Consider the following 15,790-nt stretch of genomic DNA (forward strand, 5'->3'; position numbering starts at 1 on the left):
TGATGGTGATACCACGAGCTTTCTCTTCCGGCGCGTTATCGATCTGGTCGAATGCACGAGCAGCACCACCGTAGGTTTTAGCCAGAACGGTAGTGATGGCAGCGGTCAGGGTAGTTTTACCATGGTCAACGTGGCCGATAGTACCAACGTTAACGTGGGGTTTTGTACGTTCAAATTTTTCTTTAGACACGGCTATATTCCTTACTATAGTGCTCTCCCCTTATGGAGAGAGCACGGGACTTAGGTTTTAACCCTGCGGCTTATTTACCACGGGCTTCAATTACGGCCTGAGCAACGTTGTTCGGCGCATCATCATACTTCAGGAATTCCATGGTGTATGATGCACGACCTTTGGTCAGAGAACGCAGCTGAGTTGCATATCCGAACATTTCAGACAGCGGAACTTCAGCGTGGATCTTAACGCCAGTAACTTCAGATTCCTGACCGCGCAGCATGCCGCGACGACGGCTAAGGTCACCGATAACGTCACCGGTGTTCTCTTCCGGCGTCTCTACTTCAACCTTCATGATCGGCTCAAGCAGAACTGGTTTTGCTTTCTTAAAGCCATCTTTAAAGGCGATAGACGCAGCCAGTTTAAACGCCAGCTCAGAGGAGTCAACGTCATGGTAAGAACCGAAGTGCAGACGCACGCCCAGATCCACTACCGGGTAACCCGCCAGCGGGCCAGCTTTCAGCTGTTCCTGGATGCCTTTATCAACGGCAGGGATGTATTCGCCAGGAATTACACCACCCTTGATGTCGTTGATGAACTCGTAACCTTTCGGGTTAGAGCCAGGCTCCAGCGGGTACATGTCGATAACAACATGACCGTACTGACCACGACCACCAGACTGCTTGGCGTGTTTACCTTCGATATCGGTAACTTTAGAACGAATCGCTTCACGGTAAGCAACCTGCGGTTTACCGACGTTCGCTTCAACGTTGAACTCACGCTTCATACGGTCAACGATGATGTCGAGGTGCAGCTCACCCATGCCCGCGATGATGGTCTGGTTAGACTCTTCGTCAGTCCATACGCGGAATGACGGGTCTTCTTTCGCCAGACGGCCCAGAGCCAGACCCATTTTTTCCTGGTCAGCTTTGGTTTTCGGTTCAACGGCGATGGAGATTACCGGCTCAGGGAATTCCATACGCTCCAGAATGATCGGGTGATCCGGGTTACACAGGGTGTCACCAGTGGTCACGTCTTTCAGACCGATAGCTGCCGCGATGTCACCAGCGCGAACTTCTTTGATCTCTTCACGTTTGTTAGCGTGCATCTGAACGATACGACCGAAACGCTCACGTGCAGTTTTCACGGAGTTCAGTACGGTATCACCAGAGTTAACCACACCGGAGTACACACGGAAGAAGGTCAGGTTACCTACGAACGGGTCGGTAGCGATTTTGAACGCCAGAGCAGCGAACGGCTCGTCATCACTTGCGTGACGCTCAGCCGGGGTATCTTTACCGTCGTCCAGGATGCCGTTGATCGCCGGTACGTCAACCGGAGATGGCAGGTAATCAATTACCGCATCCAGCATCGCCTGAACACCTTTGTTCTTAAATGCAGAACCACAGGTTACCAGGATGATTTCGTTGTTCAGAACGCGCTGACGCAGAGCAGTTTTGATCTCTTCTTCAGTCAGTTCTTCACCGCCCAGGTATTTCTCCATCAGCTCTTCGGAAGCTTCAGCAGCGGACTCGATCAGGTTCTGGTGCCATTCTTCAGCCAGATCCTGCATGTCAGCCGGGATATCTTCGTATTCGAAGGTAACGCCCTGGTCGGCATCGTTCCAGTTGATGGCTTTCATTTTCACCAGGTCAACAACACCGGTGAAACCTTCTTCAGCACCAATCGCCAGCTGCAGCGGAACCGGGTTCGCGCCGAGACGGGATTTGATCTGACCAACAACTTTCAGGAAGTTCGCACCCATACGGTCCATTTTGTTAACGAACGCGATACGTGGAACTTTATATTTGTTTGCCTGACGCCATACGGTTTCAGACTGCGGCTGAACACCACCAACTGCGCAGTAAACCATTACCGCACCGTCAAGAACACGCATGGAACGTTCTACTTCGATGGTGAAGTCAACGTGGCCCGGGGTGTCGATGATGTTTACGCGATGCGGTTCATACTGCTTCGCCATACCAGACCAGAATGCAGTGGTCGCTGCGGAGGTGATGGTGATACCACGCTCCTGCTCCTGCTCCATCCAGTCCATAGTTGCCGCGCCGTCGTGAACTTCACCGATTTTGTGGTTTACACCGGTGTAGAACAGGATACGTTCGGTAGTAGTGGTTTTACCGGCGTCGATGTGCGCACTGATACCGATGTTACGGTAGCGTGCAATGGGTGTTGTACGAGCCATTTGATTCCTCTATTGCCTTAGCGTTCAAGTTATGTAGCCCAGAGCGGGCAGCTTACATAAAGCGCCCGCTTGGTGACTAAAACTCCGAAGGGATTACCAACGGTAGTGGGCGAACGCTTTGTTGGCTTCTGCCATACGGTGAACGTCTTCACGTTTCTTAACTGCAGTACCTTTGTTGTCTGCAGCATCAGAAAGTTCGTTCGCCAGGCGCAGAGCCATGGATTTATCACCGCGTTTACGAGCAGCTTCAACGATCCAACGCATTGCCAGAGCATTACGACGAACCGGACGAACTTCAACTGGAACCTGATAAGTAGAACCACCAACGCGGCGAGACTTAACTTCTACAGTCGGGCGCACGTTGTCGAGAGCGACTTCGAAAGCTTCCAGTTCATTTTTACCAGAGCGCTGAGCCAGGGTCTCAAGAGCACTGTATACGATTGCTTCTGCAGTAGATTTCTTACCATCTACCATCAGGATATTTACAAATTTAGCCAGCAGTTCTGATCCGAACTTAGGATCCGGCAGAATTTTACGCTGACCAATGACGCGACGACGTGGCATGGAAATACTCCGTTGTTAATTCAGGATTGTCCAAAACTCAAAGAGTTTAGTTTGACATTAATTTAAAACGTTTGGCCTTACTTAACGGAGAACCATTAAGCCTTAGGACGCTTCACGCCGTACTTGGAGCGAGCCTGCTTACGGTCTTTAACGCCTGAGCAGTCAAGTGCACCACGAACGGTGTGGTAACGAACACCCGGAAGGTCTTTAACACGACCGCCACGGATCAGGATCACGGAGTGCTCCTGCAGGTTGTGACCTTCACCACCGATGTAGGAGGTAACTTCGAAACCGTTAGTCAGACGCACACGGCAAACTTTACGCAGTGCGGAGTTCGGTTTCTTAGGAGTGGTGGTATATACGCGAGTACATACGCCACGTTTCTGCGGGCAGGCTTCCAGTGCAGGCACGTTGCTTTTCGCAACTTTGCGTGCACGTGGTTTGCGTACCAGCTGGTTAACTGTTGCCATTAAATAGCTCCTGGTTTTAGCTTTTGCTTCGTAAACACGTAATAAAACGCCCTCATACAATATGAGGACGCGGAATTTTAGGGCTGTGCTCAAAAGGTGTCAAGAAATATACAGCGATCTCGCCCTACCAGGCGATTTGAGCAGCGTGTTTTACCGTCAGGCTAACAAAATCAGTATAGCTAACCAGGACGACGCTGTTCGAAATTTGACCAGAAAGACCGCGGGCATCAACGTCTTCCTGTAGAGCATAAACGGATATGGGGGCCGCCAGCAGTAAATCAAGGTAACGGCTTCCCTTTACCGCCGCCGCTACGCCATCAGAGAGCAGCAGCAGGTCGTCACCCTCCTGCATCGTGCGCAGCAGCGTCGCGATGTCGCACTGCCAGGGAGAGTGACGAAGAGTATGCAGCATAACAGCCTCAGAACGTCATGACGACGTCATAGCGATTTAGACACTCGCGCAGCGCTTCAGGTTCCAGCGGCTGGGCATCAAGAATAAAAGAGGTTGAGGCGCTCAGCCCACGCTCGCGCAGCGAGGCCGCGCACAGCCAGCGCTGTTCGATATCATAGAGCGGCAGCACCTTGAAGGTGGCGATGTAATCACGCGCAAGGATATCACCGGGGTGCTGGTTAGCCAGCAGCTGGAAAACGCCGTCGCCAAGGAAAAAGACGCCGATCTCCTCGGTCAGAGCTGACATTGCCAGCAGCGCGTCCAGCCCTTCCCGTCCAGCAGAAGAGCCGTGGGGCGCGGAGTTAAAGACAAATGCCACGCTTTTCATCAGAACTGTACCACGCGATCGCAGGTTAAAGCCGCCTCGGCCAGTGCGCCTAAGCCGCTGAGCATAAAGCCCGGCTGGAGGTTGGTCCCTGCCAGTCCGGCTCGCTGGGCCTCGATCTCATCGGTGACGCCACGCCGCAGCGCCGCCGCGACGCAGATATGCAGCTCCACCTGATGCTCAAGGTGCAGCGCCTGCCAGGCACGGACCAGATCAAACTCGTCGCTGGCGGGCGCGGTTAGCTGGTTGGCGTTATAGACCCCTTCGCGATAGAAAAAGACGCTCGCCAGTTCGTGACCCGCCGCCATTAGCGCCTGGGCAAACTGCCACGCGCTGCTGGCCTGCTGCGTACCGTAGGCGGGACCTGTCACCAGTAAGGCAAAGCGCATTACTTATCCTGCCCCTGAAAATCACCGCTCTTAAACTGGCGGATGTAGAGGTAGACCGTGTGCTTGGAGATATTCAGCCGATCCGCGACCTGGTTAATTGCATCTTTAATATCGAAGATGCCTTTTTCGTAGAGGTTCAGCACGATCTGACGGTTTTTTGCATTATTCGAGACGTTACGATCGGCATTCACCTCTTCAATGGTGAACTCCAGGGTTTGCATCACCAGATCGTCTACCGAGGAGGCAAAGTTCACGGCGGAGCCAACGTCCGGCGTCTCTGGCGGAATGAAGGTGTTCATAATCTGCGAGAAAGGCACATCAAGGTTCATGTTGATGCACAGCAGGCCAATGACCCGGTGCTCGCGGTTGCGGATAGCGATGGTGACCGACTTCATCAGCACGCCGCTCTTGGCGCGGGTGAAGTAGCACTTAGAGACGCTGCTGTCCGCCCCCGTCATGTCATGCAGCATGCGCAGGGCAAGGTCGGTAATTGGCGAGCCAATCTTACGCCCGGTGTGTTCACCATTGGCAATACGAATGGCAGAGCATTTGAGATCCTGCAAGGAGTGCAAGACGATTTCACAGTGGGCACCAATGAGCATCGCTAACCCATCGACCACCGCTTCGTAGGATTTCAGGATATCGAAGTCGGTCTGATCAAAAGGCCGTTGATCCAGCAGATCAAGCTCGCTGGTTTCGTTGGTTAATAGCGACCTGGACATGAAAAAAAACACTCCTTTTCAGGAGCCTGTCGTTATGTTTTCAGGGCAGGCTCATCATTTACAGGGACATCTAAATTAATACAGCGCCTATAGCGCTTTCCAGTGTTAATTATATCTGCCCTGTAATAAAAAACCGCCGCCTGGTCAGGCGGCGGCTCTCAGCGTCTTACTTTTTATCCGCTGCAGCAGGCTGCTCTGCCGGTGCTGCCGCTTCCGCCTTCGGCTGTGCGTCCGCTTTCGGTGCCGGTTTGATATCCAGCAGCTCTACGTCGAAGACCAGCGTGGAGTTAGCCGGGATGCCCGGAACGCCCGTTTTACCATAGGCCAGCGCCGGCGGGATAACCAGCTTGATCTTGCCGCCTTTCTTGATGTTTTTCAGACCTTCGGTCCAGCCAGGGATCACGCCATCAAGACGGAAGGAGAGCGGCTCACCACGGGTGTAGGAGTTATCAAACTCTTTACCGTCAATCAGCGTACCTTTGTAGTTAACGACTACGGTGTCGCTATCTTTCGGTGCGTCGCCGGTTCCCTCTTTCTCTACTTTGTAGAGCAGGCCGGTAGAGGAGGTTTTCACATCTTTCTCTTTAGCAAAGGTGTCGCGGAAGGTTTTGCCCTTGGTTTCGTTCTCAGCCGCGTCCTTCTCCATCTTCTCCTGAGCAGCACCCTTCACGCGTGCTTCAAAGGTCTGCAGAGTCTGTTCAATCTCCTGGTCAGAGAGTTTGCTCTTATTGGCGAAAGCGTCCTGTACGCCAGCAATCAGCTGGGCCTGATCCAGTTTAATGCCCAGCTTCTCCTGTTCTTTCAGGGAGTTTTCCATATAACGCCCCAGTGACGCGCCCAGCGCATAGGCTGATTTTTGGTCGTCATTTTTGAATGCCGCTTTGCTGTCGGTGGTCGCCGGGGCTTTAGCCGGGGCGTCAGCAGCGAAAGAGAGAGGTGCATTCAGCGCAACGGCCATCGTGGTCGCCAGCAGCGTGACTTTAAACAGTGATTTCATCCATATCTCCAGGGCCGGGGGCAGATTGCCCCAGGGTTTGCGTATTTGAAAAACGTACTATAAATCGTTGTGGGAGAAATCTATATAACGACATTCCCGATTGTTGCCTCTTTTGTGACTATTTTTGTTTAAATTAGTTTCTTAAGGTTGTCAGGTGGGCTGCGCGGACGCGTAAAGTTGCGTAGAATCCGGGCTAAAACAGATGAGGTGAAACATGCAGGATATGACGCTGGAAGCGCGGCTGGCCGAGCTGGAGAGCCGTCTGGCTTTTCAGGAGATTACGATCGAGGAGCTTAACCAGACGGTCACCGCCCACGAGCTGGAGATGGCAAAGCTGCGGGATCTTATGCGCCTGGTGACCGAGAAGCTTAAAGCCAGCCAGCCTTCACATATGGCCTCTCAGTCAGAAGAGACGCCGCCGCCCCACTATTAAGGCGTAAAAAAAGCGGGGAGATCCCCGCTTCCTACCATCTGAAATTTCAATATCCAATGGATTTCAAGTTGCAGCAAGGCGGCAAGCTTGAAAGCCGAAGGATATTAGTGGCAGCCGCAACCGCCGTTGCCACAACCGCCTTTACCATGACCGTGGTCATGATCGTGGCCGTGACCGCCGCAGCAGCCGTCACCGTGTTCATGGTCGTGGCCGTGGTCGTGACCGTGCGGACCGTGAACGTGGCCGTGGGCCAGCTCTTCTTCGGTCGCTTCACGAATCGCAACGACTTCAACGTTGAACTTCAGGTTCTGGCCAGCCAGCATGTGGTTACCATCAACCACGACGTGGTCATCTTCCACTTCAGTGATTTCAACCGGTACCGGACCCTGGTCGGTTTCAGCCAGGAAGCGCATGCCTACCTGCAGCTCATCAACGCCCATGAAGACGTCTTTCGGTACGCGCTGCACCAGATTCTCGTCGTACTGACCGTAAGCGTCGTTTGCGCCAACCGCCACGTCAAATTTGTCGCCAGGTTCGTGACCTTCCAGCGCGGACTCCAGACCAGAGATCAGGGAGCCGTGACCGTGCAGGTAGTCCAGCGGCGCACTTACCGGAGACTCATCAACCAACACACCGTCTTCTGTACGTACCTGATAGGCCAGGCTGACCACCAGGTCTTTTGCTACTTTCATGATATCTCCTGAGCGTGGGTAAATTGCTGGCGCAGATTGTAACGGAATTCTGCCCCTGTGTACCCTTAAGCTTAAAAAAAGCTGGGACATATCGCTAGTCCGGATGAAAAATCCCGATCACTTGTTCTTCTTTGCGAACGTGCTCGCGGGCCTCTTTATCCGCCTCGCGCATCTGGTGGCCGCACTTAACGCACTCAACAATATCGACATTATTTTCACGCCACATCGCCAGCGTGTCCTGCGCCTGGCAGGCCGGGCATTTTGCGCCCGCGATAAAACGTTTACGTATCGCCATACTTTTTAACCTCTATTCAAACTCGTCCCAGCCATCCAGCTGCCGTCGCTCCTGCTGCATTTCGCGCTGAAAAATCTCTTCCAGCTCGCGCCGCGCCTCACGAACGCGGGAGATCTGCTGAGTATCAGTATGCACTACCGGCATCAGCTCGCGCAGCATCCGCATATCGAGACGGCGGAAATGTAGCTGCGCCCGCAGCGCCTGGTGTGGATGCATGCCCAGCGAGACCAGCGCCTTGCGCCCCAGCTCCAGCGCACTGGAGAAGGTCTCACGGGAGAACTGCGTTACGCCCGACTGGAGCAGCTCGTGCGCCTCAAAACGCCCCCGCGCCCGGGCGAGGATCGCCAGGTGCGGGAAGTGCTGCTGGCAAATCGCCACCAGCTTCATGGTGTCTTCCGGCTCGTTGCAGGTGATGACGATCGATTCCGCTGCCTCTGCGCCCGCCGAGCGCAGCAGCTCGACCTGGGTAGCATCGCCGTAATAGACTTTGTAGCCATACTTACGCATCAGGTTAACTGCACTGATGTCGCGCTCCAGCACGGTGATGCGCATCTTATTAGCCATCAGCAGACGTCCAATCACCTGGCCGAAGCGGCCAAAGCCGACGATGATCACCTGCGGCTTATCATCCTCGACCCAGGGGGTCTCCCCCTCCTCATCCGGCGTGTTAAAGCGTCGGGAGAGTCCCTTATCGATGCCTTTCATCAGCAGCGGCGTGGTCATCATCGACAGGGTAACGGTGACCAGCAGCAGCGCCATCTGATCGTTATGGAACAGCCGCTGCGAGGAGGCGGTGGAGAAGAGCACGAAGGCAAACTCTCCGCCCTGGCTGAGCACCCCGGCAAACTGCATCCGCTCCGAGCTTCGCAGACCGTAGAGGCGTGCCAGCAGATAGAGAACCGTGGTTTTCACCGCTACCAAAATAGCGACCGCCGCTATCACCCATGGTAAATGGGTATAGAGCACGCCCAGATTCAGCGCCATCCCCACTGAGATAAAGAATAGCCCCAGCAGCAGACCCTTGAACGGATCGATAGCAGATTCTAGCTCGTGGCGGTACTCGCTCTCTGCCAGCAGCACCCCGGCGATAAAGGTACCGAGGGCCATCGACAGCCCCAGCGCGTCCATAAACAGCGCCGAGCCGAGCACCAGCAGCAGCGTGGCGGCGGTAAAGACTTCACGCACGCCGGAACCGGCGATAAAGCGGAACACCGGACGCAGCAGATAGCGGCCACCCACCAGCATCCCGGCGAAGGCGATCACCTTCATGCCGATCTTGATCCAGTCGAAATGATCGTCGCCGCTGCCCGCCAGCAGCGGCACCAGCGCCAGGGCCGGGATCACCGCCAGGTCCTGAAATAGCAGCACCGAGAATCCCAGCTGTCCCGCCTCGCTGCGGTTCATCCCCTTATCGCGCATCAGCTGGAGCGCCATCGCAGTAGACGACATCGCCAGACCGATACCACCAATCACCGCCGCTTGCCAGGCGAAATCGGTCAGCATCAGCAGCCCGGCAAGGATTGCGGCGCTGAGCAGCACCTGCGCTGCTCCAACGCCGAAGATCGACTGTCGCAGCTGCCACAGCTTCGACGGGTTTAGCTCCAGACCGATGATAAACATCAGAAACACGACGCCCATCTCAGAGAAGTGGAGGATCTCATCAACGTCGCTGATAAATCCCAGCCCCCACGGGCCGATGGCTATGCCCGCCAGCAGATAGCCCAGCACTGCACCAATACCCAGCCGGGCGGCCAGCGGCACGGCGACCACGGCGGCAAACAGAAACAGTACACCCGCCAGCAGCAGATCGGTTCCGTCCATTAGCGACCTCCCGTCGCGGTGGGTAATGCCAGCCAGTCGCCGTAGGCCCGTGCATGGCTTGCCAGCTCCTCTTTCGGCTGGCGGCGCGCCCAGTAAACAATAAACGGCGTCATCCACTGCATACGGCACATGGCCGCCGTCAGCTCAAAGGGACGCAGGATTTCGCTAAGCGGATAGCGGTTGAGGCCGTCGTAGCGGTAGGCGCTCTCCGGCTCGCCGGTGGTAATGACGCAGCGCCAGCACTTGCCTGCCAGCTGATTGCCTCCCGGCCCGCTAGCGAAGCCGCGGGTCAGAACGCGATCCAGCCACTCTTTAAGCAGCGCCGGACAGCTGTAGGTGTAGAGAGGGAATTGAAAGACGATCACATCATGCTCGCGCAGCAGCGCCTGCTCACGAGGAATATCGATAAAAAAGTCTGGGTAGTGCGCATAGAGATCGTGCACGGTCACGTTGTGCAGTTGCATTGCCGGCTTAAGCAGCACCCGGTTGGCTACCGAGTCCTGAGATTCCGGATGGGCATACAGCAGCAGCACTCTGGCTGTCTGGGACATCACTCCCCTCCCGGTTATGTTTTAATGCTTTTGTGTATAGTTGTCGTTTCGGGCTACCATTGCGCCCCGGTGCAGCATTATAAACGCACTCCACATTATCATAATGACAAATTAACATAGTCTGAACATACGGCGCTCTATGATTGTTTTCTCCTCACTACAAATTCGTCGCGGCGTGCGTGTCCTGCTGGATAATGCCACCGCCACCATCAACCCCGGCCAGAAAGTCGGGCTGGTGGGTAAAAACGGCTGCGGGAAGTCTACCCTGCTGGCGCTGCTGAAAAACGAGCTTACCGCCGACGGCGGCAGCTTCACCTACCCTGCCAACTGGCAGCTGGCGTGGGTGAACCAGGAGACCCCTGCCCTCAGCGAGCCTGCCATCGACTATGTTATTGATGGCGATCGTGAGTATCGCCAGCTGGAGGCCCAGCTGAATGACGCCAACGAGCGCAACGATGGCCATGCCATCGCCACCGTTCACGGCAAGCTCGACGCCATCGACGCCTGGACCATTCGCTCGCGCGCTGCCAGCCTGCTGCACGGGCTGGGTTTCTCTACCGAGCAGCTTGAGCGGCCGGTAAGCGACTTCTCCGGCGGCTGGCGTATGCGCCTCAACCTTGCCCAGGCGCTGGTCTGCCGCTCGGATCTGCTCCTGCTCGATGAGCCAACTAACCACCTCGATCTCGATGCGGTGATCTGGCTGGAGCGCTGGCTAAAGAGCTACCAGGGTACGCTGATCCTCATCTCCCACGACCGTGACTTCCTCGATCCGGTGGTGGATAAAATCATCCATATCGAACAGCAGAATATGTTCGAGTATACCGGCAACTACAGCTCGTTTGAGCGCCAGCGCGCGACCCGTCTGGCGCAGCAGCAGGCCACCTACGAGAGCCAGCAGCAGCGCGTGGCGCATCTGCAAAGCTTTATCGACCGCTTCAAAGCCAAGGCCAGCAAGGCCAAACAGGCCCAGAGCCGGGTGAAGATGCTGGAGCGCATGGAGCTGATCGCTCCGGCGCACGTAGATAACCCCTTCCACTTCAGCTTCCGCGCGCCGGAGAGCCTGCCCAATCCGCTGCTAAAGATGGAGAAGGTGAGCGCGGGCTACGGCGATCGCACCATTCTTAACTCGATCAAGCTCAACCTTGTCCCTGGCTCACGCATTGGCCTGCTGGGGCGCAACGGCGCGGGTAAATCGACGCTGATCAAGCTGCTGGCGGGCGAACTGGCTCCTACCGGCGGCGATATCGGTCTTGCGAAGGGCATCAAGCTTGGCTATTTCGCCCAGCACCAGCTGGAGTTCCTGCGGGCGGATGAGTCGCCGTTGCAGCATCTGGCCCGCCTTGCCCCTCAGGAAGCGGAGCAGAAGCTGCGAGACTATCTTGGCGGCTTTGGCTTCCAGGGCGATAAGGTCACAGAGAACACCGAACGTTTCTCCGGCGGTGAGAAGGCCAGGCTGGTACTGGCCCTGATCGTCTGGCAGCGCCCTAACCTGCTGCTGCTCGATGAGCCAACCAACCACCTCGATCTCGACATGCGTCAGGCCCTGACCGAAGCGCTAATTGAGTTTGAAGGCGCGCTGGTGGTGGTATCGCACGATCGTCACCTGATCCGCTCCACCACCGACGATCTCTACCTGGTCCATGATGGTAAGGTCGAGCCGTTCGACGGCGATCTGGAAGATTACCAGCAGTGGCTGAGCGACGTGCAGAAGCAGGAGAGCCAGCCTGCCGACGCGGCGAAGGAGAACGGCAACAGTGCCCAGGCGCGGAAAGACCAGAAGCGCCGGGAAGCCGAGCTGCGTACCCAGACCCAGCCGCTGCGCAAAGAGATCGCCCGTCTGGAGAAGGAGATGGAGAAGCTCAACGCCCAGTTGGCTAAAGCCGAAGAGAAGCTTGGCGACAGCGGCCTGTACGATCAGAGCCGCAAGGCTGAGCTAACGGAGTGTTTACAGGCACAGGCAAGCGCGAAGTCGGGCCTGGAGGAGTGTGAGATGGCGTGGCTTGAGGCACAGGAGCAGCTTGAAGGCATGCTGCAAAGCGAGTAACGCGAGGGGGCGAGAGGGTATTGACCCATTTTCATAAACATAATTTACCTGTGAAGGTATAGTATTCAGCAGATCACTGAAGAATATATTGCACGAGATGGCTCAGATAACTCCCTTAATACTCCCCGCTGCGGCGGAGGATAACGTTGAATTTCGCCCGATGCCGGGGGCGCGTAATCCGCATTTGCAGACGATGCTGCCGCGTATCCTGCGCCGTCGCCTGCAATTTACCGCGCAATGGCAGCGTCTTGAGTTACCCGACGGCGACTTTGTCGATCTGGCGTGGAGCGAAGATCCGCTGCTGGCGAAAGATAAGCCCCGGCTGGTGGTGTTTCACGGCCTTGAAGGGAGCCTGCACAGCCCCTACGCCCACGGCCTGATCCATGCCGCGAAGCAGCGTGGCTGGCTCGGGGTGGTGATGCACTTTCGCGGCTGCAGCGGCGAGCCTAACCGCCTGAACCGCATCTACCACTCTGGCGAAACCGAAGACGGCAGCGCGTTCCTGCATTGGCTGCATGATGAGTTTGGCCCGGCACCGACGGCGGCGGTGGGCTACTCCCTCGGCGGCAATATGCTTGGCTGCCTGCTGGCGAAAGCCGACGACAGCCTGCCGCTCAACGCGGCGGTGATTGTTTCGGCTCCGCTGGTGCTGGAGGCCTGTAGCCTCCATATGGATAAGGGTTTCTCACGTTTCTATCAGCGCTATCTGCTCAACCTGCTGAAAGCCAACGCCACGCGTAAGCTTAAGGCCTACCCCGGCACTCTGCCGATCGATCTCGCCCAGCTTAAGCGCGTACGCCGCATCCGTGAGTTTGATGACCTGATTACCGCGAAGGCGCACGGGTTTGATGACGCGATCGACTACTATCGCCGGAGCAGCGCCATGCCGGTGCTGCCGCAGATCCGCAAGCCGACGCTGATTATCCATGCCAAGGACGATCCCTTTATGGATCACCACGTCATTCCGGCGGCGGGCCATTTACCCGCTAATATTGAGTATCAGTTAACCGAACATGGCGGCCACGTTGGCTTCGTTGGCGGTACGCTGCGCCACCCTGAGATGTGGCTGGAGAAGCGCATCCCCGACTGGCTGGCACCCTATCTGGAGGCATAGATGATTATTCCCTGGCAAGAGGTTGCACCCGACACGCTTAATAGCCTGATTGAGAGCTTTGTCTTGCGCGAAGGCACCGATTATGGTGAACATGAGCGTTCGCTTGAGCAAAAGGTTGCCGACGTAAAGCGTCAGTTGGAAACGGGTGAGGTCGTGCTGGTGTGGTCAGAGCTGCACGAGACGGTCAATATCATGCCCCGTAAACAGTTTCGCGAATAACGCTGCGTCAGGCGATCCGCCCTCTTATGTTATTTATCAGGGAGTCGTTCGCTATGTCAGCCAAACATCCGGTGATTGCTGTTACAGGTTCCAGCGGGGCAGGAACCACCACCACCAGCCTCGCTTTTCGTAAAATCTTTGCCCAGCTTGGGCTGCGCGCCGCTGAGGTGGAGGGCGATAGCTTCCACCGCTATACCCGTCCGGAGATGGACATGGCGATCCGTAAGGCGCGCGATGCCGGACGGCATATCAGCTACTTTGGCCCGGACGCTAACGATTTCGGTCTGCTCGAGCAGACCTTTATCGAATATGGTCACAACGGCACCGGCCAGGCGCGCAAATATCTGCACACCTACGACGAAGCCGTGCCCTGGAACCAGATCCCCGGTACCTTCACGCCCTGGCAACCGCTGCCGGAGCCTACCGATATTCTGTTTTATGAGGGGCTGCACGGTGGTGTTGTGACGCCCCAGCATGACGTGGCGCGACATGTGGATCTGCTGGTGGGGGTGGTGCCGATTATTAACCTCGAGTGGATCCAGAAGATGATCCGCGATACCAGCGAGCGCGGCCACTCCCGGGAGACGGTAATGGACTCGGTAGTGCGCTCCATGGATGACTACATCAACTTCATTACGCCGCAGTTCTCCCGCACCCACATCAACTTCCAGCGTGTCCCCACCGTCGATACCTCAAACCCCTTTGCGGCTAAAAATATCCCCTCGCTGGACGAAAGCTTTGTGGTGATCCACTTCCGCGATTTAGAGGGCATCGACTACCCCTGGCTGCTGGCGATGCTGCAAGGCTCGTTTATCTCCCACATCAACACCCTGGTGGTGCCGGGAGGCAAAATGGGACTGGCGATGGAGCTGATTATGCTGCCGCTGGTGCAGCGGCTGATGGAAGGGAAGAAGATTGAGTAAATTACTGCCCGGCGGCGCTACGCTGACCGGGCCGGCGACGTTACGCTTCGATCACTTCATATGAATGGGTGATATTGACCGCTTTCTCCAGCATCAGCGCTACGGAGCAGTATTTCTCCGCCGAGAGATCCACCGCGCGTGATACCGCCGCATCCTTCAGCTCTTTGCCGGTGACGATAAAATGCAGGTTGATGTGGGTGAAGAGGCGCGGTGCCTCTTCCCGGCGCTCGGAGGTCAGCTTCACCTCGCAATCGGTCACGCCATGCCGCCCTTTTTGCAGGATCGACACCACGTCAATGGCGCTGCATCCACCTGCCGCCATGAGCACCATCTCCATCGGGCTGGGGGCTTTGTCCCCGGAATTGCCGTCCATCAACACCTGGTGGCCCGAGGCGGATTCACCGATGAACGTCAAACCTTCAACCCATTTTACGCGTGCTTGCATTTTCATCACTCCAGAGTGGCAATTTTCCCGACAGATTACGCGCACATAACAAAACGCGCAACGGAAGGCGACCTGCATCAAGCTGAAGCGAGACACCAGGAGACACACGGCGAAAGCTATGCTAAAACAGTCTGGATGCTCCAGTAATGTATTGACATTATGCAGGTATGCAGAGGACTTCAACCATTACAGGCCGCATGCCTTTATTGACGGCCCCCTTCCCAGGAATCGGGAAGCATATGATTGCAACCCCAGCCGCCGGATATGTCCCGCGACTGGCGCCAGCTTATAACAGAGGATAACCGCGCATGGTGCTTGGCAAACCACAAACAGACCCGACTCTCGAATGGTTCTTGTCTCATTGCCACATTCATAAGTACCCGTCGAAGAGCACGCTGATTCACCAGGGTGAAAAAGCGGAAACGCTGTACTACATCGTCAAAGGCTCGGTGGCAGTGCTCATCAAGGACGAAGAAGGGAAAGAGATGATCCTCTCTTACCTGAACCAGGGAGACTTTATCGGTGAACTGGGCCTGTTTGAAGAGGGCCAGGAGCGCAGCGCATGGGTACGGGCGAAAACCGCCTGTGAAGTGGCCGAAATTTCCTATAAAAAGTTCCGCCAGCTTATCCAGGTCAACCCGGATATTCTGATGCGCCTTTCGTCGCAGATGGCGCGCCGCCTGCAGGTCACCTCTGAGAAAGTGGGTAACCTCGCCTTCCTCGACGTGACCGGCCGCATCGCGCAGACGCTGCTGAACCTGGCTAAACAGCCGGACGCCATGACCCACCCGGACGGGATGCAGATCAAAATCACCCGCCAGGAGATCGGCCAGATCGTGGGCTGCTCCCGTGAAACCGTGGGCCGTATCCTGAAGATGCTGGAAGATCAAAACCTGATCTCCGCGCATGGTAAAACCATCGTCGTCTACGGAACGCGTTAAGCTTTAAGAACGGCGTGCT

20 protein-coding genes are annotated in these 15,790 nt (G+C 56.2%); 6 read left to right on the plus strand and 14 right to left on the minus strand.

Annotated elements, in window-relative coordinates; translation table 11 throughout:
• From RTN40_RS07815 to fkpA, 9 genes are all read right to left on the minus strand, one after another.
• A partial coding sequence (locus tag RTN40_RS07815) for a GTP-binding protein (protein ID WP_021498352.1) occupies nt 1–190 on the minus strand: 190 nt, incomplete at its 3' end.
• A gap of 70 nt (nt 191–260) precedes the next feature.
• Nucleotides 261–2,375, minus strand: coding sequence for an elongation factor G (fusA, locus tag RTN40_RS07820; RefSeq protein ID WP_312227976.1), 2,115 nt, complete (start codon nt 2,373–2,375; stop codon nt 261–263).
• Nucleotides 2,376–2,468: 93 nt separating this feature from the next.
• Nucleotides 2,469–2,939, minus strand: coding sequence for a 30S ribosomal protein S7 (gene rpsG / locus RTN40_RS07825; protein WP_004106370.1), 471 nt, complete (start codon nt 2,937–2,939; stop codon nt 2,469–2,471).
• 95 nt (nt 2,940–3,034) lie between these two features.
• The gene (gene rpsL, locus RTN40_RS07830; RefSeq protein ID WP_000246815.1) at nt 3,035–3,409 is read right to left on the minus strand and encodes a 30S ribosomal protein S12; all 375 of its coding nucleotides are present in this window, start codon (nt 3,407–3,409) and stop codon (nt 3,035–3,037) included.
• Nucleotides 3,410–3,533: 124 nt separating this feature from the next.
• The gene (tusB, locus tag RTN40_RS07835) at nt 3,534–3,821 is read right to left on the minus strand and encodes a sulfurtransferase complex subunit TusB (RefSeq protein WP_312227977.1); all 288 of its coding nucleotides are present in this window, start codon (nt 3,819–3,821) and stop codon (nt 3,534–3,536) included.
• A 7-nt stretch (nt 3,822–3,828) separates the two neighbouring features.
• Nucleotides 3,829–4,188: a sulfurtransferase complex subunit TusC gene (gene tusC, locus RTN40_RS07840; RefSeq protein ID WP_312227978.1), complete on the minus strand. Its 360-nt coding sequence runs from the start codon at nt 4,186–4,188 to the stop codon at nt 3,829–3,831.
• Nucleotides 4,188–4,574 carry a sulfurtransferase complex subunit TusD gene (gene tusD, locus RTN40_RS07845; RefSeq protein ID WP_312227979.1) on the minus strand — a complete coding sequence of 129 codons (387 nt, stop codon included), beginning with the start codon at nt 4,572–4,574 and terminating at the stop codon, nt 4,188–4,190. Before tusD ends, tusC begins: the two co-directional genes overlap by 1 nt.
• Nucleotides 4,574–5,296, minus strand: a complete 723-nt coding sequence (locus tag RTN40_RS07850) for a transcriptional regulator (protein ID WP_042393043.1) — start codon at nt 5,294–5,296, stop codon at nt 4,574–4,576. The genes tusD and RTN40_RS07850 overlap by 1 nt, the downstream gene beginning before the upstream one ends.
• A gap of 166 nt (nt 5,297–5,462) precedes the next feature.
• Nucleotides 5,463–6,293, minus strand: coding sequence for an FKBP-type peptidyl-prolyl cis-trans isomerase (gene fkpA, locus RTN40_RS07855; RefSeq protein WP_312227980.1), 831 nt, complete (start codon nt 6,291–6,293; stop codon nt 5,463–5,465).
• Between the two features lie 214 nt (nt 6,294–6,507).
• On the opposite strand from fkpA, the gene RTN40_RS07860 reads away from it, so the two are divergent.
• On the plus strand, nt 6,508–6,726 hold the full coding sequence (locus tag RTN40_RS07860; protein WP_268105993.1) for a protein SlyX: 219 nt from the start codon (nt 6,508–6,510) through the stop codon (nt 6,724–6,726).
• A 104-nt stretch (nt 6,727–6,830) separates the two neighbouring features.
• Here RTN40_RS07860 and slyD read toward each other — a convergent pair whose 3' ends face one another.
• From slyD to kefG, 4 genes are all read right to left on the minus strand, one after another.
• Nucleotides 6,831–7,418, minus strand: coding sequence for a peptidylprolyl isomerase (slyD, locus tag RTN40_RS07865; protein WP_042393048.1), 588 nt, complete (start codon nt 7,416–7,418; stop codon nt 6,831–6,833).
• Between the two features lie 94 nt (nt 7,419–7,512).
• Nucleotides 7,513–7,713: a YheV family putative zinc ribbon protein gene (locus tag RTN40_RS07870; protein ID WP_042393050.1), complete on the minus strand. Its 201-nt coding sequence runs from the start codon at nt 7,711–7,713 to the stop codon at nt 7,513–7,515.
• A 12-nt stretch (nt 7,714–7,725) separates the two neighbouring features.
• Nucleotides 7,726–9,534: a glutathione-regulated potassium-efflux system protein KefB gene (gene kefB / locus RTN40_RS07875; RefSeq protein ID WP_312227981.1), complete on the minus strand. Its 1,809-nt coding sequence runs from the start codon at nt 9,532–9,534 to the stop codon at nt 7,726–7,728.
• Nucleotides 9,534–10,085, minus strand: coding sequence for a glutathione-regulated potassium-efflux system ancillary protein KefG (kefG, locus tag RTN40_RS07880; protein ID WP_312227982.1), 552 nt, complete (start codon nt 10,083–10,085; stop codon nt 9,534–9,536). Before kefG ends, kefB begins: the two co-directional genes overlap by 1 nt.
• 139 nt (nt 10,086–10,224) lie before the next feature.
• Here kefG and RTN40_RS07885 point away from each other — a divergent pair, with 139 nt between their 5' ends.
• From RTN40_RS07885 to RTN40_RS07900, 4 genes are all read left to right on the plus strand, one after another.
• Entirely contained in the window at nt 10,225–12,129 is a 1,905-nt protein-coding gene (locus RTN40_RS07885) for an ABC transporter ATP-binding protein (protein WP_312227983.1), read from the plus strand.
• Between the two features lie 97 nt (nt 12,130–12,226).
• Entirely contained in the window at nt 12,227–13,243 is a 1,017-nt protein-coding gene (locus tag RTN40_RS07890) for a hydrolase (protein WP_312227984.1), read from the plus strand.
• The gene (locus tag RTN40_RS07895) at nt 13,244–13,462 is read left to right on the plus strand and encodes a YheU family protein (protein WP_238082659.1); all 219 of its coding nucleotides are present in this window, start codon (nt 13,244–13,246) and stop codon (nt 13,460–13,462) included.
• Between the two features lie 53 nt (nt 13,463–13,515).
• The gene (locus RTN40_RS07900; RefSeq protein ID WP_312211910.1) at nt 13,516–14,385 is read left to right on the plus strand and encodes a phosphoribulokinase; all 870 of its coding nucleotides are present in this window, start codon (nt 13,516–13,518) and stop codon (nt 14,383–14,385) included.
• 40 nt (nt 14,386–14,425) lie between these two features.
• Here RTN40_RS07900 and RTN40_RS07905 read toward each other — a convergent pair whose 3' ends face one another.
• Nucleotides 14,426–14,830 (minus strand): OsmC family protein, encoded by a 405-nt coding sequence (locus RTN40_RS07905; RefSeq protein WP_312227985.1) that lies wholly within the window; start codon nt 14,828–14,830, stop codon nt 14,426–14,428.
• Between the two features lie 308 nt (nt 14,831–15,138).
• Between RTN40_RS07905 and crp the strand changes: the two genes are divergently transcribed.
• Nucleotides 15,139–15,771, plus strand: a complete 633-nt coding sequence (crp, locus tag RTN40_RS07910; protein ID WP_000242758.1) for a cAMP-activated global transcriptional regulator CRP — start codon at nt 15,139–15,141, stop codon at nt 15,769–15,771.
• Nucleotides 15,772–15,790 lie beyond the last annotated feature (19 nt).

The sequence above is a fragment of the Pseudescherichia sp. genome (assembly GCF_031987975.1).
GTDB lineage: Bacteria > Pseudomonadota > Gammaproteobacteria > Enterobacterales > Enterobacteriaceae > Pseudescherichia.

Bases quoted from the DNA above. Each gene is read 5' to 3' on its own strand.
- fusA (WP_312227976.1), bottom strand. From the start codon at position 2,375: ATGGCTCGTACAACACCCATTGCACGCTACCGTAACATCGGTATCAGT.
- rpsG (WP_004106370.1), bottom strand. From the start codon at position 2,939: ATGCCACGTCGTCGCGTCATTGGTCAGCGTAAAATTCTGCCGGATCCT.
- rpsL (WP_000246815.1), bottom strand. From the start codon at position 3,409: ATGGCAACAGTTAACCAGCTGGTACGCAAACCACGTGCACGCAAAGTT.
- tusB (WP_312227977.1), bottom strand. From the start codon at position 3,821: ATGCTGCATACTCTTCGTCACTCTCCCTGGCAGTGCGACATCGCGACG.
- tusC (WP_312227978.1), bottom strand. From the start codon at position 4,188: ATGAAAAGCGTGGCATTTGTCTTTAACTCCGCGCCCCACGGCTCTTCT.
- tusD (WP_312227979.1), bottom strand. From the start codon at position 4,574: ATGCGCTTTGCCTTACTGGTGACAGGTCCCGCCTACGGTACGCAGCAG.
- RTN40_RS07850 (WP_042393043.1), bottom strand. From the start codon at position 5,296: ATGTCCAGGTCGCTATTAACCAACGAAACCAGCGAGCTTGATCTGCTG.
- fkpA (WP_312227980.1), bottom strand. From the start codon at position 6,293: ATGAAATCACTGTTTAAAGTCACGCTGCTGGCGACCACGATGGCCGTT.
- RTN40_RS07860 (WP_268105993.1), top strand. From the start codon at position 6,508: ATGCAGGATATGACGCTGGAAGCGCGGCTGGCCGAGCTGGAGAGCCGT.
- slyD (WP_042393048.1), bottom strand. From the start codon at position 7,418: ATGAAAGTAGCAAAAGACCTGGTGGTCAGCCTGGCCTATCAGGTACGT.
- RTN40_RS07870 (WP_042393050.1), bottom strand. From the start codon at position 7,713: ATGGCGATACGTAAACGTTTTATCGCGGGCGCAAAATGCCCGGCCTGC.
- kefB (WP_312227981.1), bottom strand. From the start codon at position 9,534: ATGGACGGAACCGATCTGCTGCTGGCGGGTGTACTGTTTCTGTTTGCC.
- kefG (WP_312227982.1), bottom strand. From the start codon at position 10,085: ATGTCCCAGACAGCCAGAGTGCTGCTGCTGTATGCCCATCCGGAATCT.
- RTN40_RS07885 (WP_312227983.1), top strand. From the start codon at position 10,225: ATGATTGTTTTCTCCTCACTACAAATTCGTCGCGGCGTGCGTGTCCTG.
- RTN40_RS07890 (WP_312227984.1), top strand. From the start codon at position 12,227: ATGGCTCAGATAACTCCCTTAATACTCCCCGCTGCGGCGGAGGATAAC.
- RTN40_RS07895 (WP_238082659.1), top strand. From the start codon at position 13,244: ATGATTATTCCCTGGCAAGAGGTTGCACCCGACACGCTTAATAGCCTG.
- RTN40_RS07900 (WP_312211910.1), top strand. From the start codon at position 13,516: ATGTCAGCCAAACATCCGGTGATTGCTGTTACAGGTTCCAGCGGGGCA.
- RTN40_RS07905 (WP_312227985.1), bottom strand. From the start codon at position 14,830: ATGCAAGCACGCGTAAAATGGGTTGAAGGTTTGACGTTCATCGGTGAA.
- crp (WP_000242758.1), top strand. From the start codon at position 15,139: ATGGTGCTTGGCAAACCACAAACAGACCCGACTCTCGAATGGTTCTTG.